This window comes from Alkaliphilus serpentinus, from assembly GCF_009017255.1.
Taxonomy (GTDB): Bacteria; Bacillota; Clostridia; order Peptostreptococcales; family Natronincolaceae; genus Alkaliphilus_D; species Alkaliphilus_D serpentinus.
This window is the reverse complement of the sequence record NZ_WBZB01000013.1, coordinates 179,461-198,098: the sequence shown is the minus strand read 5'-3', so window position 1 is coordinate 198,098 and position 18,638 is coordinate 179,461. Positions and strand designations below refer to the sequence as shown.

Sequence of the window (18,638 nt, the reverse complement as noted above, 5' to 3'; positions counted from 1 at the left end):
CTATTGTGTTTTTACTGAGAGATTATAAAGATATCTTAAAAAAAATCAAAAATAAAAAACCACTGATACACCATATTACCAATTATGTAACAGCAACGGATTGTGCCAATACTGTCCTTGCTTTAGGGGCTTCAGCGGTAATGGCTGATGATCCCCTTGAGGTTGAAGAAGTTGTTATCCATTCTGATGCTCTAGTATTAAATATGGGAACCTTAAATCAACAAAAAATTGAAGCTTTTATATTGGCCGGTAGGAAGGCCAATGACTTGGGGATCCCTATAATTTTAGATCCTGTTGGTGTTGGTGGAACGAAGCTTAGGTCGGAGGCTTTAAAAAGAATTCTAAAGGAGATTAAGGTTTCTGTCATAAGAGGGAACATGTCAGAAATCAAGCATATATACGGAATAGAGGAGATGACAAGAGGAGTTGACTCTATTTCTGATTCTAAGGATGGTGGCAAAGAGATATCAAAGGCCATAGCCCAAAGGCATAAATGTGTTGTGGCTATTACAGGTGAGATTGATTATATCTCTGACGGTAATCAGACCTTTAGTATAAGAAACGGACATAAAATGTTAACCAATATAACAGGAACGGGTTGTATGACCACCTCGTTAATTGGTGTCTGCTGTGGTGCCACAAAGGATATCTTTATGGCTACAGCTTTAGCCATTTCCATTATGGGAATAGCAGGAGAAAGAGCCTATGAAGACCTTCAGGATAAAAGTGGAATTGGTAGCTTTAAAGTCCATTTATTAGATGCAATCGGTGGATTTACGATAGAGTTATTGGAAGAGAGGGGAAGAATTGATGGGTTATCATATTGATTTTAGTCTCTATTTGGTTACTGATGACAATGCCCTTGGGGGTAGAGATTTTTTACAGTCTTTAGAAAAAGGAATTTTAGGCGGTGTCAGTGTCATTCAGCTTAGAGAAAAAAATAGCAGCAGTTTGGATTTTTACAATAGAGCTAAAAAAGTGAAGGAGCTCACCAATAAATATGGCATTCCTTTAATTATAAATGATCGCATAGATATTGCCTTGGCCATTGATGCTGAGGGCGTACACTTAGGGCAAAATGATCTTCCAGCAAAGGTTGCTAGAGGCTTAATTGGAAATAAGCTGCTGGGAATATCAACTGCCACCCTAGAGGAAGCTTTAAAGGCTCAGCAAGAGGGGGCAGACTATATAGGAGTTGGAGGTCTATTTCCTACCATTACCAAGGCTGATACTAGAAAGGTCACCCTGGAAGAAATTAAAAACATCAAGGAAAAGGTGAATATACCGGTGGTGGGAATTGGCGGGATTAATGAAGAAAATCTATCATTGGTTATTGCTACTGGAATAGATGGAGTGGCTGTTGCATCGGTCATTCTATCGGCAGAATCTATTAAAGAAACTACTATGAGGTTATCAAGAATCATAGCTTCTAAATCAAAATAATTTACTGGAGGGATTTTATGCTATCCTATTCAAATATGATGATCCTTATGACCTTTACTGTGTTGGTATTTGCATTTATTGGAATAGTATACAGTAAAGGAAAGATCACCATCATGGACGACTTTTTAACAGCAAGGGGAAGGGTAGATACTAAAATGCTATCTACCTCTATTATGGCCTCCTTTCTTGGGGTATTTCTACTATTTACTCCACCAGAGGCAGCATCTATTGGTGGAATAGCAACAATTACTGGCTATGCCTTAGGGGTTGTGGCTTTATTTTCAGCCTATATAGTACTTGGGCCAAGAATAAAAGAATATATGCCCATGGGAAGTACCTTATCTGATTATGTTGGAAAAAGATATGGAGGGAAAATGTACAGTCTTACCTCCATAATATCAATTTTCTATATGATTGTTCACTTAGTGGCAGAATTAACAGCAATCGCTCTGGTGGCAAATCTTGTAGCCGGGGTTCCAATGATCTATACGGCCCTATTAGTAGGCTTTGGAACAATGATCTATACAGCCTATGGGGGATTAAGGGCTTCAATATTTACCGACATGCTTCAAATGATATTGGTAATACTACTATTGGTGGCCACCTCCATTGGCGTGGTTTATTATGGTGGTGGAATCAGTATCCTCATGGACAACATAAGGATAAATGCTCCACATTTAAAAAGCTTTGGTAATTGGAGCGGAATAGAATATGGATTAACCCTTTGTATAGCAGTTTTTGTGGCCAACTTCTTTCATCAGGGCTATTGGCAAAGAATTTATGCAGCAAAGGATAACGAAGTATTAAAAAAATCCTTTAGAATGTCATTGATATTGGCTTTTCCAATAATGCTAGTGGTGGGTTTTATCGGTATTGCCGCCGCTGGGATGGGATTAGCAGATAATCCTTCTGTGGCATTGTTCTCCTTAGTTTTTTCATTATTCCCTAAAGGATTAATTATAGGAGTATTTATACTAGCCTTGGTTTTGGTTATGAGCACCACAGACACTCTATTAAATGCTATAGTGTCAACCTTCACCATCGATAGTAAAAGAATCTTTAAGAATGTTAAAGAAGAAGCCCTGTTAAAATCAGCTAGAATAATGACAGTAATCATTATAATTCCTATAGCATTCATAGCATCCAAAGGCTATAGTGTTTTATATTTGTTTTTAATAGCCGATACGGTTTGTGCAGGAGTGTTTTTTCCATTATTCTTTGGCCTTTACTCAAAGAAAGCCACAGAGAATATAGCCTTAGTTTCAGCCATTTTAGGGATTGCTTCAGGAATACCATTTTTTATAGCCAATAAGCTATTCCTAAGCTTCTTAATTCCTATAATTGTGTCCGGTAGTATCTGTCTCCTTTCGGTGAACTTTATAAAGGTGAAGGCTAAGGCCTAAGATCATATAAAAAATCCTGTAAGGGACCTGTAAGGGATTTTTTATTTTTATCATAGTCTTTATTGACACAATAAAAAGAATGTGATGAAATAGAATTATTAATTTAAACTGTAAATGATGTAAAGAATAATTTATCATAGGTTTTTTTAGACAGGAGGATAAAATGAAAAAAGGATTTGATCATGAAAAATATCTTCAAGAGCAATCGAAGTACATATTAGAACGTGTAAATAACTACGATAAGCTGTACCTAGAATTTGGCGGAAAGCTACTATTTGATATGCATGCCAAAAGGGTATTGCCGGGATTTGATGAAAATGCAAAAATCAAGCTACTTCATAAGCTAAGGGAAAAGGTTGAGGTGGTTATCTGTGTGTATGCAGGGGATATTGAAAGAAATAAGATTAGAGGAGATTTTGGAATCACCTACGATATGGATGTCCTAAGGTTAATTGATGATTTACGGTCTTATGATTTGGATATTAACAGTGTGGTTATTACTCGATATGACGATCAGCCATCGGCCAATGTTTTTATTAACAAGCTTCAAAATAGAGGGATTATGGTGTACAAGCATAGGGCCACCAAGGGTTATCCAACTGATATAGACACCATAGTAAGTGATGAAGGCTATGGCAAGAACCCCTATATCGAAACCAGCAAACCTATCGTGGTTGTAACCGCCCCAGGCCCTGGAAGCGGCAAATTATCCACCTGCTTAAGTCAGCTTTACCATGAGTATAAGAGGGGAAATGCTGCTGGATATTCTAAGTTTGAGACTTTTCCCGTTTGGAATATGCCCCTTAAGCACCCTTTAAATATTGCCTATGAGGCTGCCACTGCCGATCTAAAGGATGTAAATCTTATAGATCCCTTCCACCTTGAAGCTTATAATGAAATAGCCATTAACTACAATCGTGATGTGGAAATCTTCCCAGTATTAAAGAGAATCATTGAAAAGATCACGGGAAAAGAATCCGTATTTAAATCTCCGACGGATATGGGTGTAAATAGAGTTGGCTATGGTATTTTTGATGATGATGCAATTAAGGAGGCCTCTAAGCTAGAGATCATCAGAAGGTATTTTAAAACCAGCTGTGATTATAAGAAGGGCTATGAGGATAAGGAAACTTTCCTAAGGGTTAAGATGATCATGGAGCAGCTAGAGCTAAAGGAAGAGGATAGAAGGGTGGTATTGCCGGCTAGAGAACACTCACAAAGACTGAAGGAAGCTTCGAACACTGATATCTGCCCTGTGGTTGCAATTGAGCTACAGGATGGCACAATATTAACGGGAAAAAGCTCCAATACCATGAATGGAACAGCTGCGGCTATCCTTAATGCCATAAAATATTTAGCCAATTTATCTGATGATCTTCATCTTCTTTCACCGTTAATTCTTGAACCCATTATCAATTTAAAAACCAACACATTAGGAAGTAGATATAGTCCCCTAGATTGTGAAGAAATTTTAATTGCCCTAAGCATATCTGCTGTTACCAATCCCATTGCCCAAGCAGCTATGGATAAACTACCTATGTTAAAGGGATGTATAGCCCATTCTACAACTATGCTTAGCAGAACCGATGAAGAGGTATTTAGAAGACTAGAAATTGACGTAACAGCTGATCCGGAATATCAGTCAGTTGATCTTTTTTATAACAATTAATAAAAATTATAATTGAAAAGTTATTAAACATAATAAAAATAATGATGGCACTGAAAATGAATTTCTTTGCTATCATTATTTTTTAATTAGTATTATTATATTATTATATTATTATATCCGTAATTTTCTCGTTCTTTTAATCTTATCTCCTCAGATTTCTCATTACTTTATCGATGGTCTGAACCCCCTAAAAGGGGGTTTTGTCATTGCTACAGAATTATAATATAAACATTGAAACAATTAAAGTAGCTGTAAATCCTATGAGAACTGGTAGGATATTTTTCCGAGCCAACTCCAAAGGGCTTACATTACAGATGGCAGCTACAGGGATGATTCCCCAGGGAATGATGGTACCGCCACCAACCCAGACTGCTGAAAGTTGGCCAAGAAAGGCTAAAGCCTCTTTATCGATGGGGATGGCTGTTGAGAAGGTTTGTGCCAGAGAGCCTACTAGAGGAAGGCCAGAAAATCCTGATCCATCCAGACCAGTGACACCACCGATAATCAACTGTATTAATGCCACAGGAAACTTTGATAAAGTAACTCTATCAGCCAGGTAAAGACCTAGGTCTGAAAGCAAACCCGTTGCATCCTCACCAAGGATTCCCTTAGCTATGCCCTCACTACCTAGAAAAAAGAAGGCTCCTATTATAATAACCGGGGCAAAAATCTTGATTCCAAAAATAAAGCCCTCCCGGATATGATCCGTAATTTTTTCGAAGGAATTTAGGAACTTATGCTGAACAATGGACGAAAAAGTCATGATTAGAACAGCTGATCCACCAACCAATGCAGTGGCATCACCACCCCTTAACTGAAACTTATACATCACGATAATATCAATTATAAAAACCAATGGGGTTACGATGCTGACCAAGTAAACCCCTAGAGTTGCCTTTGGTCTATCAATCACCTCCTCTTCAACCTCTACAGCTACAGCTACAGCTATTTCTTCATTTTTTGCCATATCTCTTCTCATAAGAAGGTAAGAGGCAGCAATTGTTACAATAGACATTGTAAGCCACAGGGGTATACTGCTATGAATAAAGGAAAGCTGGTTATCGATGGTCGCGGCCTTTGCTGTAATGGAGGGTGCCCCTTGAATAAAATAATCACTTGAAAGGGCCACACCATGTCCAAAGATGTTCATGGCAACAGCAGCCCATATTGGAGGAAGTCCTGCTTTAATTGCTGCAGGCAACATGATTGCCCCAACTAAAGCAACTGAGGGTGATGGCCAGATAAACCATGAAAAAAACATCATTGCAAAGCCTAAACCGAAAAAAGCAATGGTGGGATTAATCATAAGGCCCTTTATAGGCTTCATGATTAGCTGGTCAGCACCAATATCCTGTAGTGAACGGGACATGGCAACAACCAGTGAGATAACTAAAATGATTCCCCAAAATTCATTCCCAGCGGCTATCAAGGCATTAAAGACTGTTTGAACACCCTTTAAGAGACTACCTGAATAGGCATAGCCTATTACCAATAGTCCTATTATACAGGGTAAGACTGTATCCTTTCTAAAAATCATTGTAATGATTACCATTGCCACCATAAATATATAAATATAATGAACTGCTGTTAATTGTTCCATTCCAATATCCTCCTCATGATTGATTCTACAATCCTATACTCCTATGAGGCAGTAGAATCTCCAATAATCACTTCAACACCATCATCTAATTTTTTATTGAAGACATCCTTTAGCTTTAAATTATCGATTTTTTCCTTTATTTCATCAACCTTTGTTGTATAGAGGCCTAATTTCTTCATTCTATCGAAGTATAGGCTTCCAGAGAAGGTATATTTTTTCCCCATGCCCTCTCTAGTTGCCATCCTTTCTTTAACATAGGCAATTGCATCACCAATTGCTAATTCTCTGGGTAGTTCTAAGGTCTTTAAACCCAATGCATATCTTACACTATTATGGCCTGCAAGGGTACCTGTAGAGATGGCCTCAGTATGTCCAACCAGTAATCCAGCCTTTTCTCCACCGCAGAATAAATTTTCAATACCAACCACCTTCAAGGTATTATCCCTTGGAGCCATACTAAAGTAACGCATAGAATTCCCTCTGCCACCTCCATAGGGATCTTCATATCTTGCACCCTCAAAGCCCGGAATCTTCCTTAGCTTCTCTAAATCAAAATAGGGTGCCATAAGCTTTGCATGACCAGTATCTAATAGAATAATGTTATCTTTAAATTCCTTAAGGGCGTATTGCTGACAGGCTTTAATATCTAAATGATCCTCCTCAAGCTCCTTAGGAACAGGAACTATCGCTACACCCCTGCTATTAAGTTGGTTTTGAAGCTCCATTGAAAGGGATTCCTTTAAAAGCTTACAAGAGCCACTCATTGCGCCAAAACTACCGTCGGCTTTAACTCCTACCATCTCCTCAACCCCCGCCAGCTGTGTAATACTTACCCGACCTCCAAAGGTGGGGCATCTTAGAATACACATAGCACACCCATTTCCATATTTACTGCAATTACCAATGGGCCCGGCAGTTCCTGTTGTATCAATAAAGGCCTGGCCATGGTATTCTTTACCTGACTGAACGGTAACAAATATTACCTTGTCATTTTCCATATGAACCTTATCAATTCTACTGTTAAACTGTATATTAACACCTAAAGCCATTAAATGCTTTAAAACAGCTGTATGGGTATCTACTATGTCGTAGAGGCTTGCATGCTTATGACCTGGGAAATCGATATTTTTATGGCGGCTATTTTCGTCACATATTTGAAATAGGTCACCTCCACCCATGGCAATAAGCTCTTCAGTAGCTGTAAATCTTCCGTTATTCCTCATGATTCCCCCCACTAAACCAGTTCCCAATAGCATATCGGTTCTTTCAAGTAAAGTAACCTCAGCACCTGCCTTAACAGCAGCAATTGCAGCGGCACAGCCTGACCATCCACCGCCAATAATGATGATTTTTACCATAACTAGACCTCCCTAAGTAGTAGTATCTTTATAAAAAATAAAAGCAATTGGCGAAAGATACCAATTGCTTGTCTCACAAAAAATAGAGCATTATGATCACAAACAAGATAGCACTCCACCAATATTGGTGACAATCACAGAGCTCTTAACCAAGTGACCAGGTATGAATTCTAGAGTCAATTCACCCTTCGGTACCATCCCCTTTCAAGTATCTTCAACGATTTCTCTATAATCTAAGATCCTTTACTCTTGTCAGGCACGCCTCTATCATGAATATATATAAACCTTAATGTATAATATCAAATTCGACTATAAAAGTCAACTGAAAAAATTCTCTATTTTATGTGACCTACAAGAAAAGAGTACTCTAGATTATTATTGGTAAGTTCATTTAGATCAATTCCTATAAATCTTAAATAGTAAGAATTAAAATTTTTAAAAAGGCTTTCCAATGAGGGAAGTTAGAATGATGAAGGAGGTTGGAATGTCTAATCTGGATATCATCATTGCCTGGCACCAAAAATGAACCCTATGTTTCAGTAGAGAATTAGACCTAAGCACTTTGGAGGGTTTTGTTTTTTATTGGTCTGTGCTATAATAATTCCATAAATTCGTTTAAAGGTAGGATATATATGTTCATAACGATTGTTTCATTAACAGCTCTGATGTATATGTTTATTCGTTTAACCTATAGTATTGATGGAAGACTAATGGGCCATAGGTTTAATTATTTATGGGCTATTTTAGAATATCAATATTTCTTAAATAGAGATATTTTATATTTCAAGGCCTTTATTAGTCTTTTGTTAACCATAAATATGCTTTTCTATTTCTTCTTATCTGCTTCATCCAATCATTTGATTCTATCCTTTGATATTCTTGTTATGTTTACCCTATTAATTATTCTAAGAACTAAAGCCTTTAAGCTTTCAAAAGCCTTGCTAGCATTATAATTTCACTAAGAATCTAGTGCCCTATTTAAGGGTTATTTTCTAATGTTAAATTATAATAACTAGGAGGGTTTTTGTTATGATGAATTTTAGTAAGGCTAAAGAGATCATTACTCAATTAAAGGAAAAGGAAAATTACGATATAGATTCCTATGTAAAAATTTTATTGGAAATCAATAATATTAACCACGAAAATAAAGGGGACCATGCCTTAAAGGAGCTTTCACAGGATTTAAGAAAAAAAGCGCTAAAAGGATATCCATTAGAGGATTTAATGGTTGAGGCCTTTGGGTTGGTAAGGGAAGCTGCTAGAAGGGTGATTGGACTAAGGCCCTTTGATGTCCAAATAATTGCTGGATTAGCCCTTCATCATGGTAGAATAATTGAAATGCTAACGGGAGAAGGTAAAACCTTAGCTGCTGTTATGCCTGCCTACTTAAATGCGTTAACGGGTAAGGGGGTTCATATTTTAACCTTTAACGATTATTTAGCTGAAAGGGATGCAGGATGGATGGGACCTCTATTTGAATTTTTAGGACTATCCTGTGGCTATGTGAAGGTGGGTTTAACCTTACAACAAAGGAAAGAAGCCTATAGAAAGGATATAACCTATGTAACTGCAAAGGAGGCAGGCTTTGACTATTTAAGAGATTTTTTGGCTACTGAGATAGATGACCTTGTCCATAGACCCTTTAACTTTGCCATTATTGACGAAGCAGATTCCATTTTAATTGATGAGGCAAGGGTACCCTTGGTAATCGCTGGGAAGGTTCAAAGGGAGAGGCTCAATAATCAATTTTTTTGTAACTTGGTTCAATCCTTAAATCCTCAACTTCATTATGAGACCGACCAGTACTCAAACAATGTATCTTTAACCAATGAAGGTTTAGAAAGGGTTGAAGAACTCATTGGCTGCAGTAACTTATATGATGAAGGAAATCTCCTAATTTTAACAAAGATTCATTGTGCCCTCCATGCTGAGGCTTTACTCAAAAAGGAAGTAAATTACATTGTTCGAAACAACAGGATTGAAGTCATCGATGAGTTCACTGGAAGGGTGGCTGAGAATAGACATTGGCCAGATAGTTTACATGAAGCAGTTGAAGCTAAGGAAGGTCTTATTTCTGAAGATAAGGGGAAGATATTAGCCTCAATCCCTATTCAATATTTCATTAAACAATATCCTAAATTGGCAGGAATGACTGGAACCGCAATGACAGCAAAAAATGAACTATTAGAAACCTATGGACTAAAGGTAGTGATAATACCAAGTAATAAGCCGTCCATTAGAATAGACCATCCAGACTTAATATTTACCCATAAGGAGGCTAAGGAAAGGGCCTTAATACTTGAGATTAAAGAAGCCCATTCTAAAGGACAACCCATTTTAATAGGAACAAACAGTGTTGAGGAATCTGAAGAAATGGCCGCACTGCTAACTCAAGAGGGTATTCATTGTAATGTGCTAAATGCAAAAAATGATTATCAAGAGGCTAAAATTATCGCAAGAGCAGGCGAATATGGAGCTGTAACGGTTTCTACAAACATGGCTGGTAGGGGAGTAGATATAAAGCTTGGAGGAGAAGAAGAAGAGGATAAGTTGAGGGTTATTGAGACAGGAGGCTTGTATGTAATTGGTGTTGGCCGACATGAAAGTATAAGAATCGACAACCAGTTAAGGGGAAGGGCAGGAAGACAAGGGGATTCTGGTGAAAGCAGGTTTTTCATAAGCCTTGAGGATGAAATGATTAAAAAATACGAAATAGATCAGCTCATACCAACCGAAGCCTATCCAACGAAACAATTAGATCCTATAGATAGCATTATAGTAGGAAAAAAGATTGAAGGTGGCCAACGGATTATTGAAGGCTATAATTCTGATATCCGTCGTCAACTCTATCGCTATACCTATTTAATTGAAGAACAGAGAAGAATCCTGCATAAAACCAGGTTAGATCTGTTGATGGGAAGGGTTCCAACAACTTTATTAGCCAACAAATGTCCAGATTTATATCAAGAGTATCTTCATAAATATGGTGGGGATGTAGTAAGAAGGGTTGAAAAACAACTTACCCTATACCATATCAATAGCTGTTGGGCTGATTATCTCGATTGTGTCTCTTATATCAGGGAGGGGATTCATTTAGTGGTGATTGGTGGAGAAAATCCCCTATATCAATTTAATAGTCAGGTGATCACAGTTTTTAATGAGACCTTAAATAGAATTGAGAAGGATATAATAGAAAGCTTTAGAAGGGTGAAAATCACAAAACATGGAGTTGATTTAGAGGGGGAAGGCCTAAAGGCACCTTCTTCAACCTGGACCTATCTCATTAGTGATAGTCAGAGCCAATTTAGTAGATTACCCTTTATAATTAAATCCGCAAAAAGAACCGTTAAAGGAACATTATTTTCCTTAAGATCATTATATTGAAGCATAAAAGGGATTTTCCATTAGGCTTATCTACTCATAACTAAAAAAGATTATTTGACAAAAAAGACTATTTATCAGAAAATATAATAAAGCTGTAAAATATATTATTCTTTAGAGTATACTAGAGAGTAATTATGATATGATGTAATAAGGAACATTGACAGAAAATTATAATCTAAGTGGGTGATGAAATATGGTTCATGACGGAATAAATCCATGCTTTATTTATGACTTTACTTCTCTAAGGGGGATAAGTAATGGATGTTAAATACATAAATCCCTTCATGGAATCCTTCTTTTTTGTGATGCCTCAATTAGGCTTTCAGAATCCTATAAAAAGAAATATTAGAGTAATAAACCAGATCGATAGTGCCAAAATAAATATTAGTTTAGGGATTATTGGTGATATAAGGGGAAATGTAATATACACAATGAATCAAGAAACTGGTAAAAGAATCGCATCTCAAATGATGATGGGGATGCCTGTTGAGGATTTTAATGAAATGGCTCAAAGTGCAATTTCAGAATTAACCAATATGTTAACGGCCAATGCCAGTATCATTTTTGCTAATAATGGTACTAATATTAATATTTCTCCTCCAACTCTTTTCTATGGAGAGGAAATCCATGTTAAGACCAAGACTCAAAATATCATCAGTATTGGATTATCCGTTGGAGACTTAGATATAGACATTAATGTAGCCCTTAATGTCCTTTAATAGATTTGTGGATCATATTTCAAAACAATAATTTGATTTTAATAGATACTTAGCCTAATAACTGATTTCAATCATAAAAAAGGGTTAACCAGTTCAGGTTAACCCTTTTTATGATTACTGATAAAATACATGTCCACCAATTCTTGTTACATAGGATTTGTTTCTTACAATCCATGTTCCAGCTGCTTTGCTAGGGTTAAAGAAGTAGGTGGAATTACCCACAGGCCTTGATCCATTTAAAGAGTCTTTAGCAGCTTGTATACATTCATTACAAGGTGTGTTATAAATGGTGCCATCTTCTACTGGACTAAATTGAGGAATTCTTCCATAATACTCAAAGATTACACTATAAACGGTATTAGGAAAGGCCTTAGATTTAACTCTGTTTAATACCACATTCCCTACAGCAACCTTTCCTCTATAGGGTTCACCTGCTGCCTCCGCATGAATGATTCTTGATAACCAATAAACATCCCCTGAAGAGCTTACTCTAGAAACAGTAGCCCCTCTAGTTGCAGTTGAGGTAGAAGATCTGCCATATAAGGTAGATTGTGTTTGTGGCCCTGCAATTCCATCAATTCGAATCTTACTATCAATTTGAAAATTGATGACTGCCCTTTCGGTTATAGGTCCATAATAACCTGTTGGATTAACATGAAAATACCCTTTATTTTTTAATGCTTGTTGAAGTCTTATTACTTCACTTCCTCTACTTCCAAACTTTAAGGTGCTATAGCCTTCTCCTGCAAAAACCATAAAGGATTGAAGAGAAAAAGCCAATAGCAAGAGAAGTGTTACAATGAAGATTTTTTTTCTATTAAACATGTACATACACACTCCTTCTTTTATTTTGCTTCCGAAGTTAGCTGACGGGTTAGGGCTTAGAAGGTTCCCCTCCATAAATGGATTAACCCCTAGAATGGTTCCTCCGTACCTGAAATCTTCAGGATTCAGCAGGTGTAGGGTGTTGCATAAGGTTAATTATACAGAAGGTTTAACATTATGTAAACCTTTCTGAGGATAATACCATAAAATACATGTAATATTAGGTAGAAATTAACATCATCCTTTAAAATGTGCTATACTTAGTAAAAGGGAGGGGGAAATATGTCACATATAACAGGAAAATCAGCCTACAAACGGCTGGAAGAACGACTAAATAGATTCCCTCAGGGGGCACCACCATCAGAGACACTTGATAAAATATTACAGGTATTATTTAATGAAGGGAGTTATAACTTACATGGGATTAAAGCTTGTTTTAGCAGAGAAGCCTTCGGTGGCTAGAGATATAGCAAGGGTTTTGGGCTGTACCAAGAAAGGAAATGGCTATATAGAGGGGGCTCATTATGTTGTAACATGGGCCCTTGGACATCTGGTAACCCATGCCGATCCAGAAATTTACAATGATCGCTTCAAAACCTGGAGAATAGAAGATTTACCAATAATACCAAAGCCTATGAAGCTGGTGGTTATAAAGCAAACTGGAAAACAATTTCATTCTGTTAAGGAACAAATCCTTAGAAAGGATGTTTCGGAAATTATTATTGCCACCGATGCAGGTAGGGAGGGAGAACTTGTTGCAAGGTGGATTATTGAGAAATGTAGAGTAAAGAAGCCAATAAAAAGGTTGTGGATATCCTCTGTAACAGATAAAGCCATTAAGGATGGATTTAATAACCTTAGAAATGGAAAGGACTTTGAGAACCTCTATGAGTCGGCAGTCGCCAGGGCAGAAGCCGATTGGATAGTGGGTATTAATGCTACAAGAGCCTTAACAGTTAAATATAACGCCCAGCTTTCCTGTGGTCGAGTACAAACTCCAACCCTTGCCATGATTGCTAGAAGGGAGGAAGAGATTAAGAGCTTCAAGCCCAAGACCTATTATGGTATAACTGCCCAGACGGAGGATCTAAAGCTTATCTGGCAGGAGAAAGAAACCAAAGAACCAAAAACTTTTGACTTAAAGAAAATTGAAATGATTTTGTCATCCATTAGAAATAAAGAAGGTAAAATCATAGATATTGATAAAGCCAATAAAAAGGTTTTCGCCCCTCAGCTTTATAGTTTAACAGAGCTACAGAGGGAGGCCAACAACATCTTTGGCTATTCCGCCAAGGAAACCTTATCTATTATGCAGAGTTTGTATGAAAATCACAAGCTATTGACCTATCCAAGAACCGATTCAAGATATATTTCAAAGGATATCGTGGATACCTTAAAGGATCGGATTACAGCTTGCGGAGTTGGGCCCTATAAAGGAATTACTACGAAGCTTTTAAAGGAGAGTTTAAAAGTTCATAAATCCTTTGTTGATGATAGTAAGGTTACAGACCACCACGCAATTATTCCTACTGAAGTGAAGGCTTTTTTAGGAGCATTGAATGAAAAGGAAAAAAGGATATATGACCTAGTGGTTAAAAGGTTTTTAGCAGTTTTACATCCACCCTTTATTTATCAACAGACCACCATCAAAGCAGCAATAGGAGAGGAGGTATTTTTAGCAAGGGGTAAGATTATAATAGACCAGGGCTGGAAGATGGTCTATAATAGTTCTATAGTTGATGAGGATGACGATGATCCAGCAGAGCAATTTTTACCAGCCGTTAACAAAGGTGATACAGTTAAAATTGTCAGCATAAATCAAACCAAGGGAGAAACTAAGCCCCCACAACCCTTTAATGAGGGAACATTATTATCGGCTATGGAGAACCCAGTTCAGTACATGCCTAAGGACGATAAGGAATTGATTAAAACCATAGGTGAAGCTGGAGGTATTGGTACAGTAGCCACCAGAGCTGATATAATTGAAAAGCTTTTCAGCAGCTTTGTGATTGAAAAGAGGGGTAGAGAGATATATATAACCTCAAAAGGTCTACAACTACTACAACTAGCACCGGAGGATATAAAATCACCCGCTTTGACAGCTGAGTGGGAGCAAAAACTAGCTGATATAGCCAAAGGAATAGTTCATAGAGATGGCTTTATTGGTGAAATTATCAACTATACAAAAGACATTGTTCATGAAATTAAAAATAGTAATGAAACCTTTAGGCACGATAACTTAACCAAAAACAAATGCCCAGAGTGTGGCAAATATTTACTGGAGGTTAAGGGTAAAAAGGGTAAGCTATATGTTTGCCAGGATAGAGAATGCGGCTATAGAAAGGGAATATCAAAAGTCACCAACGCAAGGTGCCCCAATTGTCATAAAAAGCTTGAGCTAAGAGGTGAAGGTGAGGGGCAGATTTTTGTTTGTCAATGTGGCTATAAAGAAAAGCTTACAGCCTTTAAGGAGAGAAAGAAAAATGAAACTGGAAAGCCATCTAAAAAAGAGGTTGCTAAATTTATGAAGGAACAAAGCAAGACGAAGGATGAACCAATAAATACTGCTTTGGCAGACGCGTTGTCAAAGCTCAAGCTTAAATAATCTTAGAAATGGGGGGTTAAAATGAAGGAAGTAAGAAATACAGCACTGAATGTTGGATCAGTTATATCAGCTCTATTGTCATCAGTTTGCTGAGTGCTACCATTATTAATTGCGTCGCTAGGTCTTAGCGGCATAGGATTATCTTTTATTTCTGTATTAAGACCTTATCAACAATATTTTAAGGTGTTTGCAGTTATTTCACTTATTTATTCCCACTATCGCATGGCCAATGGAAGGGTAAGTAAAGCTTCTGAAATCGTCATATGGATTTCAACTATACTTGTGTTGGTAATTTTACTTTCACCGCTTTTTTTAGATAAGATTCTGTAATTAGATTAGAAACCCACCAGTTAGCCTGCAGCTTGAACACTTTGTCTTCAATCTAAAACCCACCATCCTGGTGGGTTTTTTTATGAATTTTTACAGAATTTTAAAGATTTTTATTTGATTTTTCTTAAAATAATGCATATAATAAAAGGGTGCCCGGTAATGATGAACAATATTAAACGGGAAGGAGTGTTGAATTATGGCAAAAGTACTAATAGAGGTGAGAAAATCTTAATTTCATAGGGCAAAAAGAGAATGTAACCTTTTTTATCTAATAGGGTTATTAGGTTTCTTTTTGTCGACTGTTAAAAGAAATAACCATAAGCCTGAATAGTAGTAACATCAGAGCACGGTAGGTTATCGTGTTTTTTTTATGCTTAAAATTCCGCGGGCGGGTTATAGACTGCGGTTTTTTTGTGTCTAATTTTAAATAATAGAAAGAAGGAATTTAATAAAATGAATCTAAAGAAATATGGTTGGAATGAGTTTTTAGAAAAAAGTTTTATGGAATATAAGGAAAAAAGTTTTGAGGTAGGACGGATTGTTATCGAGCACAAGCACATCTATAGAATCCTTACCTCCGTTGGGGAGGTATTAGGTGAGGTTTCAGGAAAAATGAGGTTTCATGCCTCAAGCCACACCGATTATCCAGCAGTAGGAGATTGGGTAGTCATTACAATTAGACCTCAGGAAATGAAGGCTACCATCCATGCTACATTACCTCGATGGAGTAAATTCTCCAGAAAGGTAGCCGGGGTTGAAACGGAAGAGCAAATCATTGCAGCAAACTTCGATACGGTTTTTATTATTAGCTCATTAAATAGGGATTTCAACATAAGACGAATTGAAAGATATTTAACAATGGCATGGGAAAGTGGAGGCAATCCTGTTATAATTTTAAGTAAGGCAGATTTATGTCAGGATATTGAGGCCTACATCAGCCAACTGGAGGCCATAGCTATAGGTGTTACCATTCACATTATCAGCTCTTACGACGGTAGGGGATTAGAAGAGCTAAAAAACTATTGCAAAGAAGGAAAGACCATTGCCATCCTGGGATCTTCTGGAGTTGGTAAATCAACTCTAATTAACTGTTTAGCCGGAGAAGAGCTATTAGAGGTACAGGACATTAGAGAAACCGATGATAGGGGTAGACATACCACCACCCATCGACAGCTTGTGCTACTTAAGGATGGGGGATTAATAATTGACACTCCGGGTATGCGGGAATTTCAATTATGGGATGGAACAGATGGGGTTCATGAAACCTTTAACGATATTGAAACCATTGCAAAAAACTGTTTTTATAAAGATTGCCAGCATACCAGTGAGCCTGGCTGTACCGTAATAGCTGCCATCAATGAGGGAGTACTTACCGAAGATCGATTAAAGAGCTATAAAAAGCTTCAAAGGGAAATGAAGAGGTTTGAAAATAAGAAGCTACAATTGGCTAGAATACAAGAGAATAGAAAGAAAAAAACGAAGTTTAAGAGGGATAAAAGCTTTAGTTATTGATATATTAAGATCACAAATAATAAAGCTAAAGTTCAACATGAACATGAACTTCAACTTCAAGTATTTAAAAACAGATGCTAAGAACTAACCCTTAGCATCTGTTTCCTTTCTGCGATCATATCTATAGCCATTAATTAAGTTCAGAATGGTTCTATGTTCCTCTGCCTTAGGGTCATAACCACCTAGTTTAAAGGCCGATTGGACAGAATAACCAATGGTTAGGGATATGATAATGGTACCTATACCAAAGGGCCCTCCTAAAAGGATGCCTATGACTAATACTGTTACTTCGATAATTGTTCTTATAAAATATACGGATTTTTTGGATTTTTTTATTAAACCCAGCATTAGACCATCCCTCGGACCAGCCCCTAGGGAGCTCCCAATATAGAAGTAGCTTCCCCAACCGAAAATCCAAAGACCTATCGCTAGCATTAACAGCTTACCCCATAGAGTGGTGGGAGTAAAAAGGAGATTGGTGCTTTGTAAAACATCGATAAAAACCCCCACCAAATAAATATTTAATAATGTCCCGATTCCTGGTACCACTCCAATAAAGAAACTCACCGTAATGACTATTAAGCCAACTATTTGACTTATTTGTCCTAAGGTTATATCAATATGATTTATAGCCCCAATATGAAAAACATCCCAAGGACCGGCTCCTAAACCAGAATAGATGGTTAACAATATAGCAACACTACAGATGAAAAGACCCAGTATCAGCCTTGGTAATCTCTTTATTACAAACAATAACTCCTGCTTCAACATTTTATCAGCTTCTTTCTGTTTTATTCATATAGAATTATAATAACATATTAACACCCACATTTAATAACAATATCCATAAGAATTATTTACCTTATATTAAAGGGACAAATCCACTTAATAATGTTATAATATACTGTTAAAGGAGGTATGAATATGAGTAGAATAGCAGGATCTGGATGTGACGTTATAACACCCCTTGGTGAGAGGAAACCCCTTTTAGATATAGAAAAATCTATCATAACTAAGTACAGAAGGGATATCTGGGGAAAATTCATTAAGGCCATTAAGGAGTACAACCTCATTGAAGATAATGATAAAATTGCAGTAGCCATTTCTGGTGGAAAGGATAGTCTATTGATGGCTAAGCTCTTTCAAGAGCTTAAGTGTCATGGACGGGATAATTTTCAATTGGAATTTATCGCAATGGATCCAGGCTATCATGACAATATTAAGGAATTATTGATAGATAACTGTACATATTTAAATATACCGATACATCTATTTGATTCAGGTATTTTTAGAATTGTTGATGATATTGCACAGGATTACCCATGCTTCATGTGTGCAAAAATGAGAAGGGGGGCCTTATATAAAAAGGCTAAAGAACTGGGCTGCAATAAGCTAGCCTTAGGCCACCATTTCAATGATGTTATTGAAACCACCCTTTTAAACCTCTTTTATACTGGTAACTTCAGCACTATGCTGCCCAGATTAAAATCTCAAAATTTCCAAGGTATGGAGCTAATTAGACCCCTATATCTAATTGAAGAGGATTCAATTATTAATTTTATTCAAAGTAGTGGGATATGGCCACTAAACTGCGCATGTATGGTGGCTGCTAAAAAAACAGGTAGTAAAAGGAATGAAATAAAAGAGTTGATTCAGGAATTAAAAAAGAACTTTAAGGACATTGATAAATCAATATTTAGAGCCACCAGCAATGTAAATCTTGATACGATGTTAGGCTGGAAAAAGGGTGGTAAAACCTTCACTTTTTTAGATGAATATTAAAAATAATT

At 37.0% G+C, this 18,638-nt stretch carries 15 protein-coding genes and 2 riboswitches; of the genes, 11 read left to right on the top strand and 4 right to left on the bottom strand.

Annotation, left to right across the window (positions count from 1 at the left end):
- The first annotated feature begins 5 nt into the window (after positions 1–5).
- The 4 genes from thiM to F8153_RS04950 all read left to right on the top strand — a co-directional run bounded on the left by thiM (position 6) and on the right by F8153_RS04950 (position 4,515).
- Positions 6–827 carry a hydroxyethylthiazole kinase gene (gene thiM, locus F8153_RS04965; protein ID WP_151865257.1) on the top strand — a complete coding sequence of 274 codons (822 nt, stop codon included), beginning with the start codon at positions 6–8 and terminating at the stop codon, positions 825–827.
- On the top strand, positions 811–1,443 hold the full coding sequence (thiE, locus tag F8153_RS04960; protein ID WP_151865256.1) for a thiamine phosphate synthase: 633 nt from the start codon (positions 811–813) through the stop codon (positions 1,441–1,443). Before thiM ends, thiE begins: the two co-directional genes overlap by 17 nt.
- Before the next feature lie 17 nt (positions 1,444–1,460).
- Complete coding sequence (locus F8153_RS04955; protein WP_151865255.1) at positions 1,461–2,846, top strand: sodium:solute symporter family transporter; 1,386 nt, start codon at positions 1,461–1,463, stop codon at positions 2,844–2,846.
- Between the two features lie 163 nt (positions 2,847–3,009).
- A complete protein-coding gene (locus F8153_RS04950; RefSeq protein WP_151865254.1) occupies positions 3,010–4,515 on the top strand; it encodes a DUF1846 domain-containing protein in 1,506 nt (501 codons plus the stop codon).
- Positions 4,516–4,732: 217 nt separating this feature from the next.
- On the opposite strand, the gene F8153_RS04945 is transcribed toward F8153_RS04950, so the two are convergent.
- Together F8153_RS04945 and F8153_RS04940 are read right to left on the bottom strand one after the other, a co-directional pair.
- Positions 4,733–6,115 carry a hypothetical protein gene (locus F8153_RS04945; RefSeq protein ID WP_151865253.1) on the bottom strand — a complete coding sequence of 461 codons (1,383 nt, stop codon included), beginning with the start codon at positions 6,113–6,115 and terminating at the stop codon, positions 4,733–4,735.
- Positions 6,116–6,156: 41 nt separating this feature from the next.
- The gene (locus F8153_RS04940; protein WP_151865252.1) at positions 6,157–7,473 is read right to left on the bottom strand and encodes an FAD-dependent oxidoreductase; all 1,317 of its coding nucleotides are present in this window, start codon (positions 7,471–7,473) and stop codon (positions 6,157–6,159) included.
- 100 nt (positions 7,474–7,573) lie between these two features.
- Positions 7,574–7,748, bottom strand: a riboswitch (Lysine riboswitch).
- Positions 7,749–8,105: 357 nt separating this feature from the next.
- On the opposite strand from F8153_RS04940, the gene F8153_RS04935 reads away from it, so the two are divergent.
- The 3 genes from F8153_RS04935 (at position 8,106) to F8153_RS04925 (ending at position 11,576) form a co-directional block, all read left to right on the top strand.
- Complete coding sequence (locus F8153_RS04935; protein ID WP_151865251.1) at positions 8,106–8,426, top strand: hypothetical protein; 321 nt, start codon at positions 8,106–8,108, stop codon at positions 8,424–8,426.
- A 76-nt stretch (positions 8,427–8,502) separates the two neighbouring features.
- Positions 8,503–10,857 carry an accessory Sec system translocase SecA2 gene (gene secA2 / locus F8153_RS04930; protein WP_151865250.1) on the top strand — a complete coding sequence of 785 codons (2,355 nt, stop codon included), beginning with the start codon at positions 8,503–8,505 and terminating at the stop codon, positions 10,855–10,857.
- Positions 10,858–11,114: 257 nt separating this feature from the next.
- Positions 11,115–11,576: a chemotaxis protein CheX gene (locus F8153_RS04925; RefSeq protein ID WP_151865249.1), complete on the top strand. Its 462-nt coding sequence runs from the start codon at positions 11,115–11,117 to the stop codon at positions 11,574–11,576.
- Positions 11,577–11,690: 114 nt separating this feature from the next.
- Here the strand turns inward: F8153_RS04925 and F8153_RS04920 are convergent, their stop codons facing one another.
- On the bottom strand, positions 11,691–12,401 hold the full coding sequence (locus tag F8153_RS04920; protein ID WP_192929657.1) for a cell wall hydrolase: 711 nt from the start codon (positions 12,399–12,401) through the stop codon (positions 11,691–11,693).
- Between the two features lie 10 nt (positions 12,402–12,411).
- A riboswitch (cyclic di-AMP (ydaO/yuaA leader) is annotated at positions 12,412–12,542 on the bottom strand.
- A 141-nt stretch (positions 12,543–12,683) separates the two neighbouring features.
- Here F8153_RS04920 and F8153_RS04915 point away from each other — a divergent pair.
- The 3 genes from F8153_RS04915 (at position 12,684) to rsgA (ending at position 16,848) form a co-directional block, all read left to right on the top strand.
- Entirely contained in the window at positions 12,684–12,863 is a 180-nt protein-coding gene (locus F8153_RS04915) for a hypothetical protein (protein WP_151865248.1), read from the top strand.
- Positions 12,820–15,006 carry a DNA topoisomerase III gene (locus F8153_RS04910; RefSeq protein ID WP_151865247.1) on the top strand — a complete coding sequence of 729 codons (2,187 nt, stop codon included), beginning with the start codon at positions 12,820–12,822 and terminating at the stop codon, positions 15,004–15,006. The genes F8153_RS04915 and F8153_RS04910 overlap by 44 nt, the downstream gene beginning before the upstream one ends.
- A gap of 831 nt (positions 15,007–15,837) precedes the next feature.
- Positions 15,838–16,848 carry a ribosome small subunit-dependent GTPase A gene (rsgA, locus tag F8153_RS04905; protein WP_243136897.1) on the top strand — a complete coding sequence of 337 codons (1,011 nt, stop codon included), beginning with the start codon at positions 15,838–15,840 and terminating at the stop codon, positions 16,846–16,848.
- An 84-nt stretch (positions 16,849–16,932) separates the two neighbouring features.
- On the opposite strand, the gene F8153_RS04900 is transcribed toward rsgA, so the two are convergent.
- A complete protein-coding gene (locus F8153_RS04900; protein ID WP_151865245.1) occupies positions 16,933–17,619 on the bottom strand; it encodes a YczE/YyaS/YitT family protein in 687 nt (228 codons plus the stop codon).
- A 153-nt stretch (positions 17,620–17,772) separates the two neighbouring features.
- Between F8153_RS04900 and F8153_RS04895 the strand changes: the two genes are divergently transcribed.
- On the top strand, positions 17,773–18,630 hold the full coding sequence (locus F8153_RS04895) for a tRNA 2-thiocytidine biosynthesis TtcA family protein (RefSeq protein WP_151865244.1): 858 nt from the start codon (positions 17,773–17,775) through the stop codon (positions 18,628–18,630).
- Positions 18,631–18,638 lie beyond the last annotated feature (8 nt).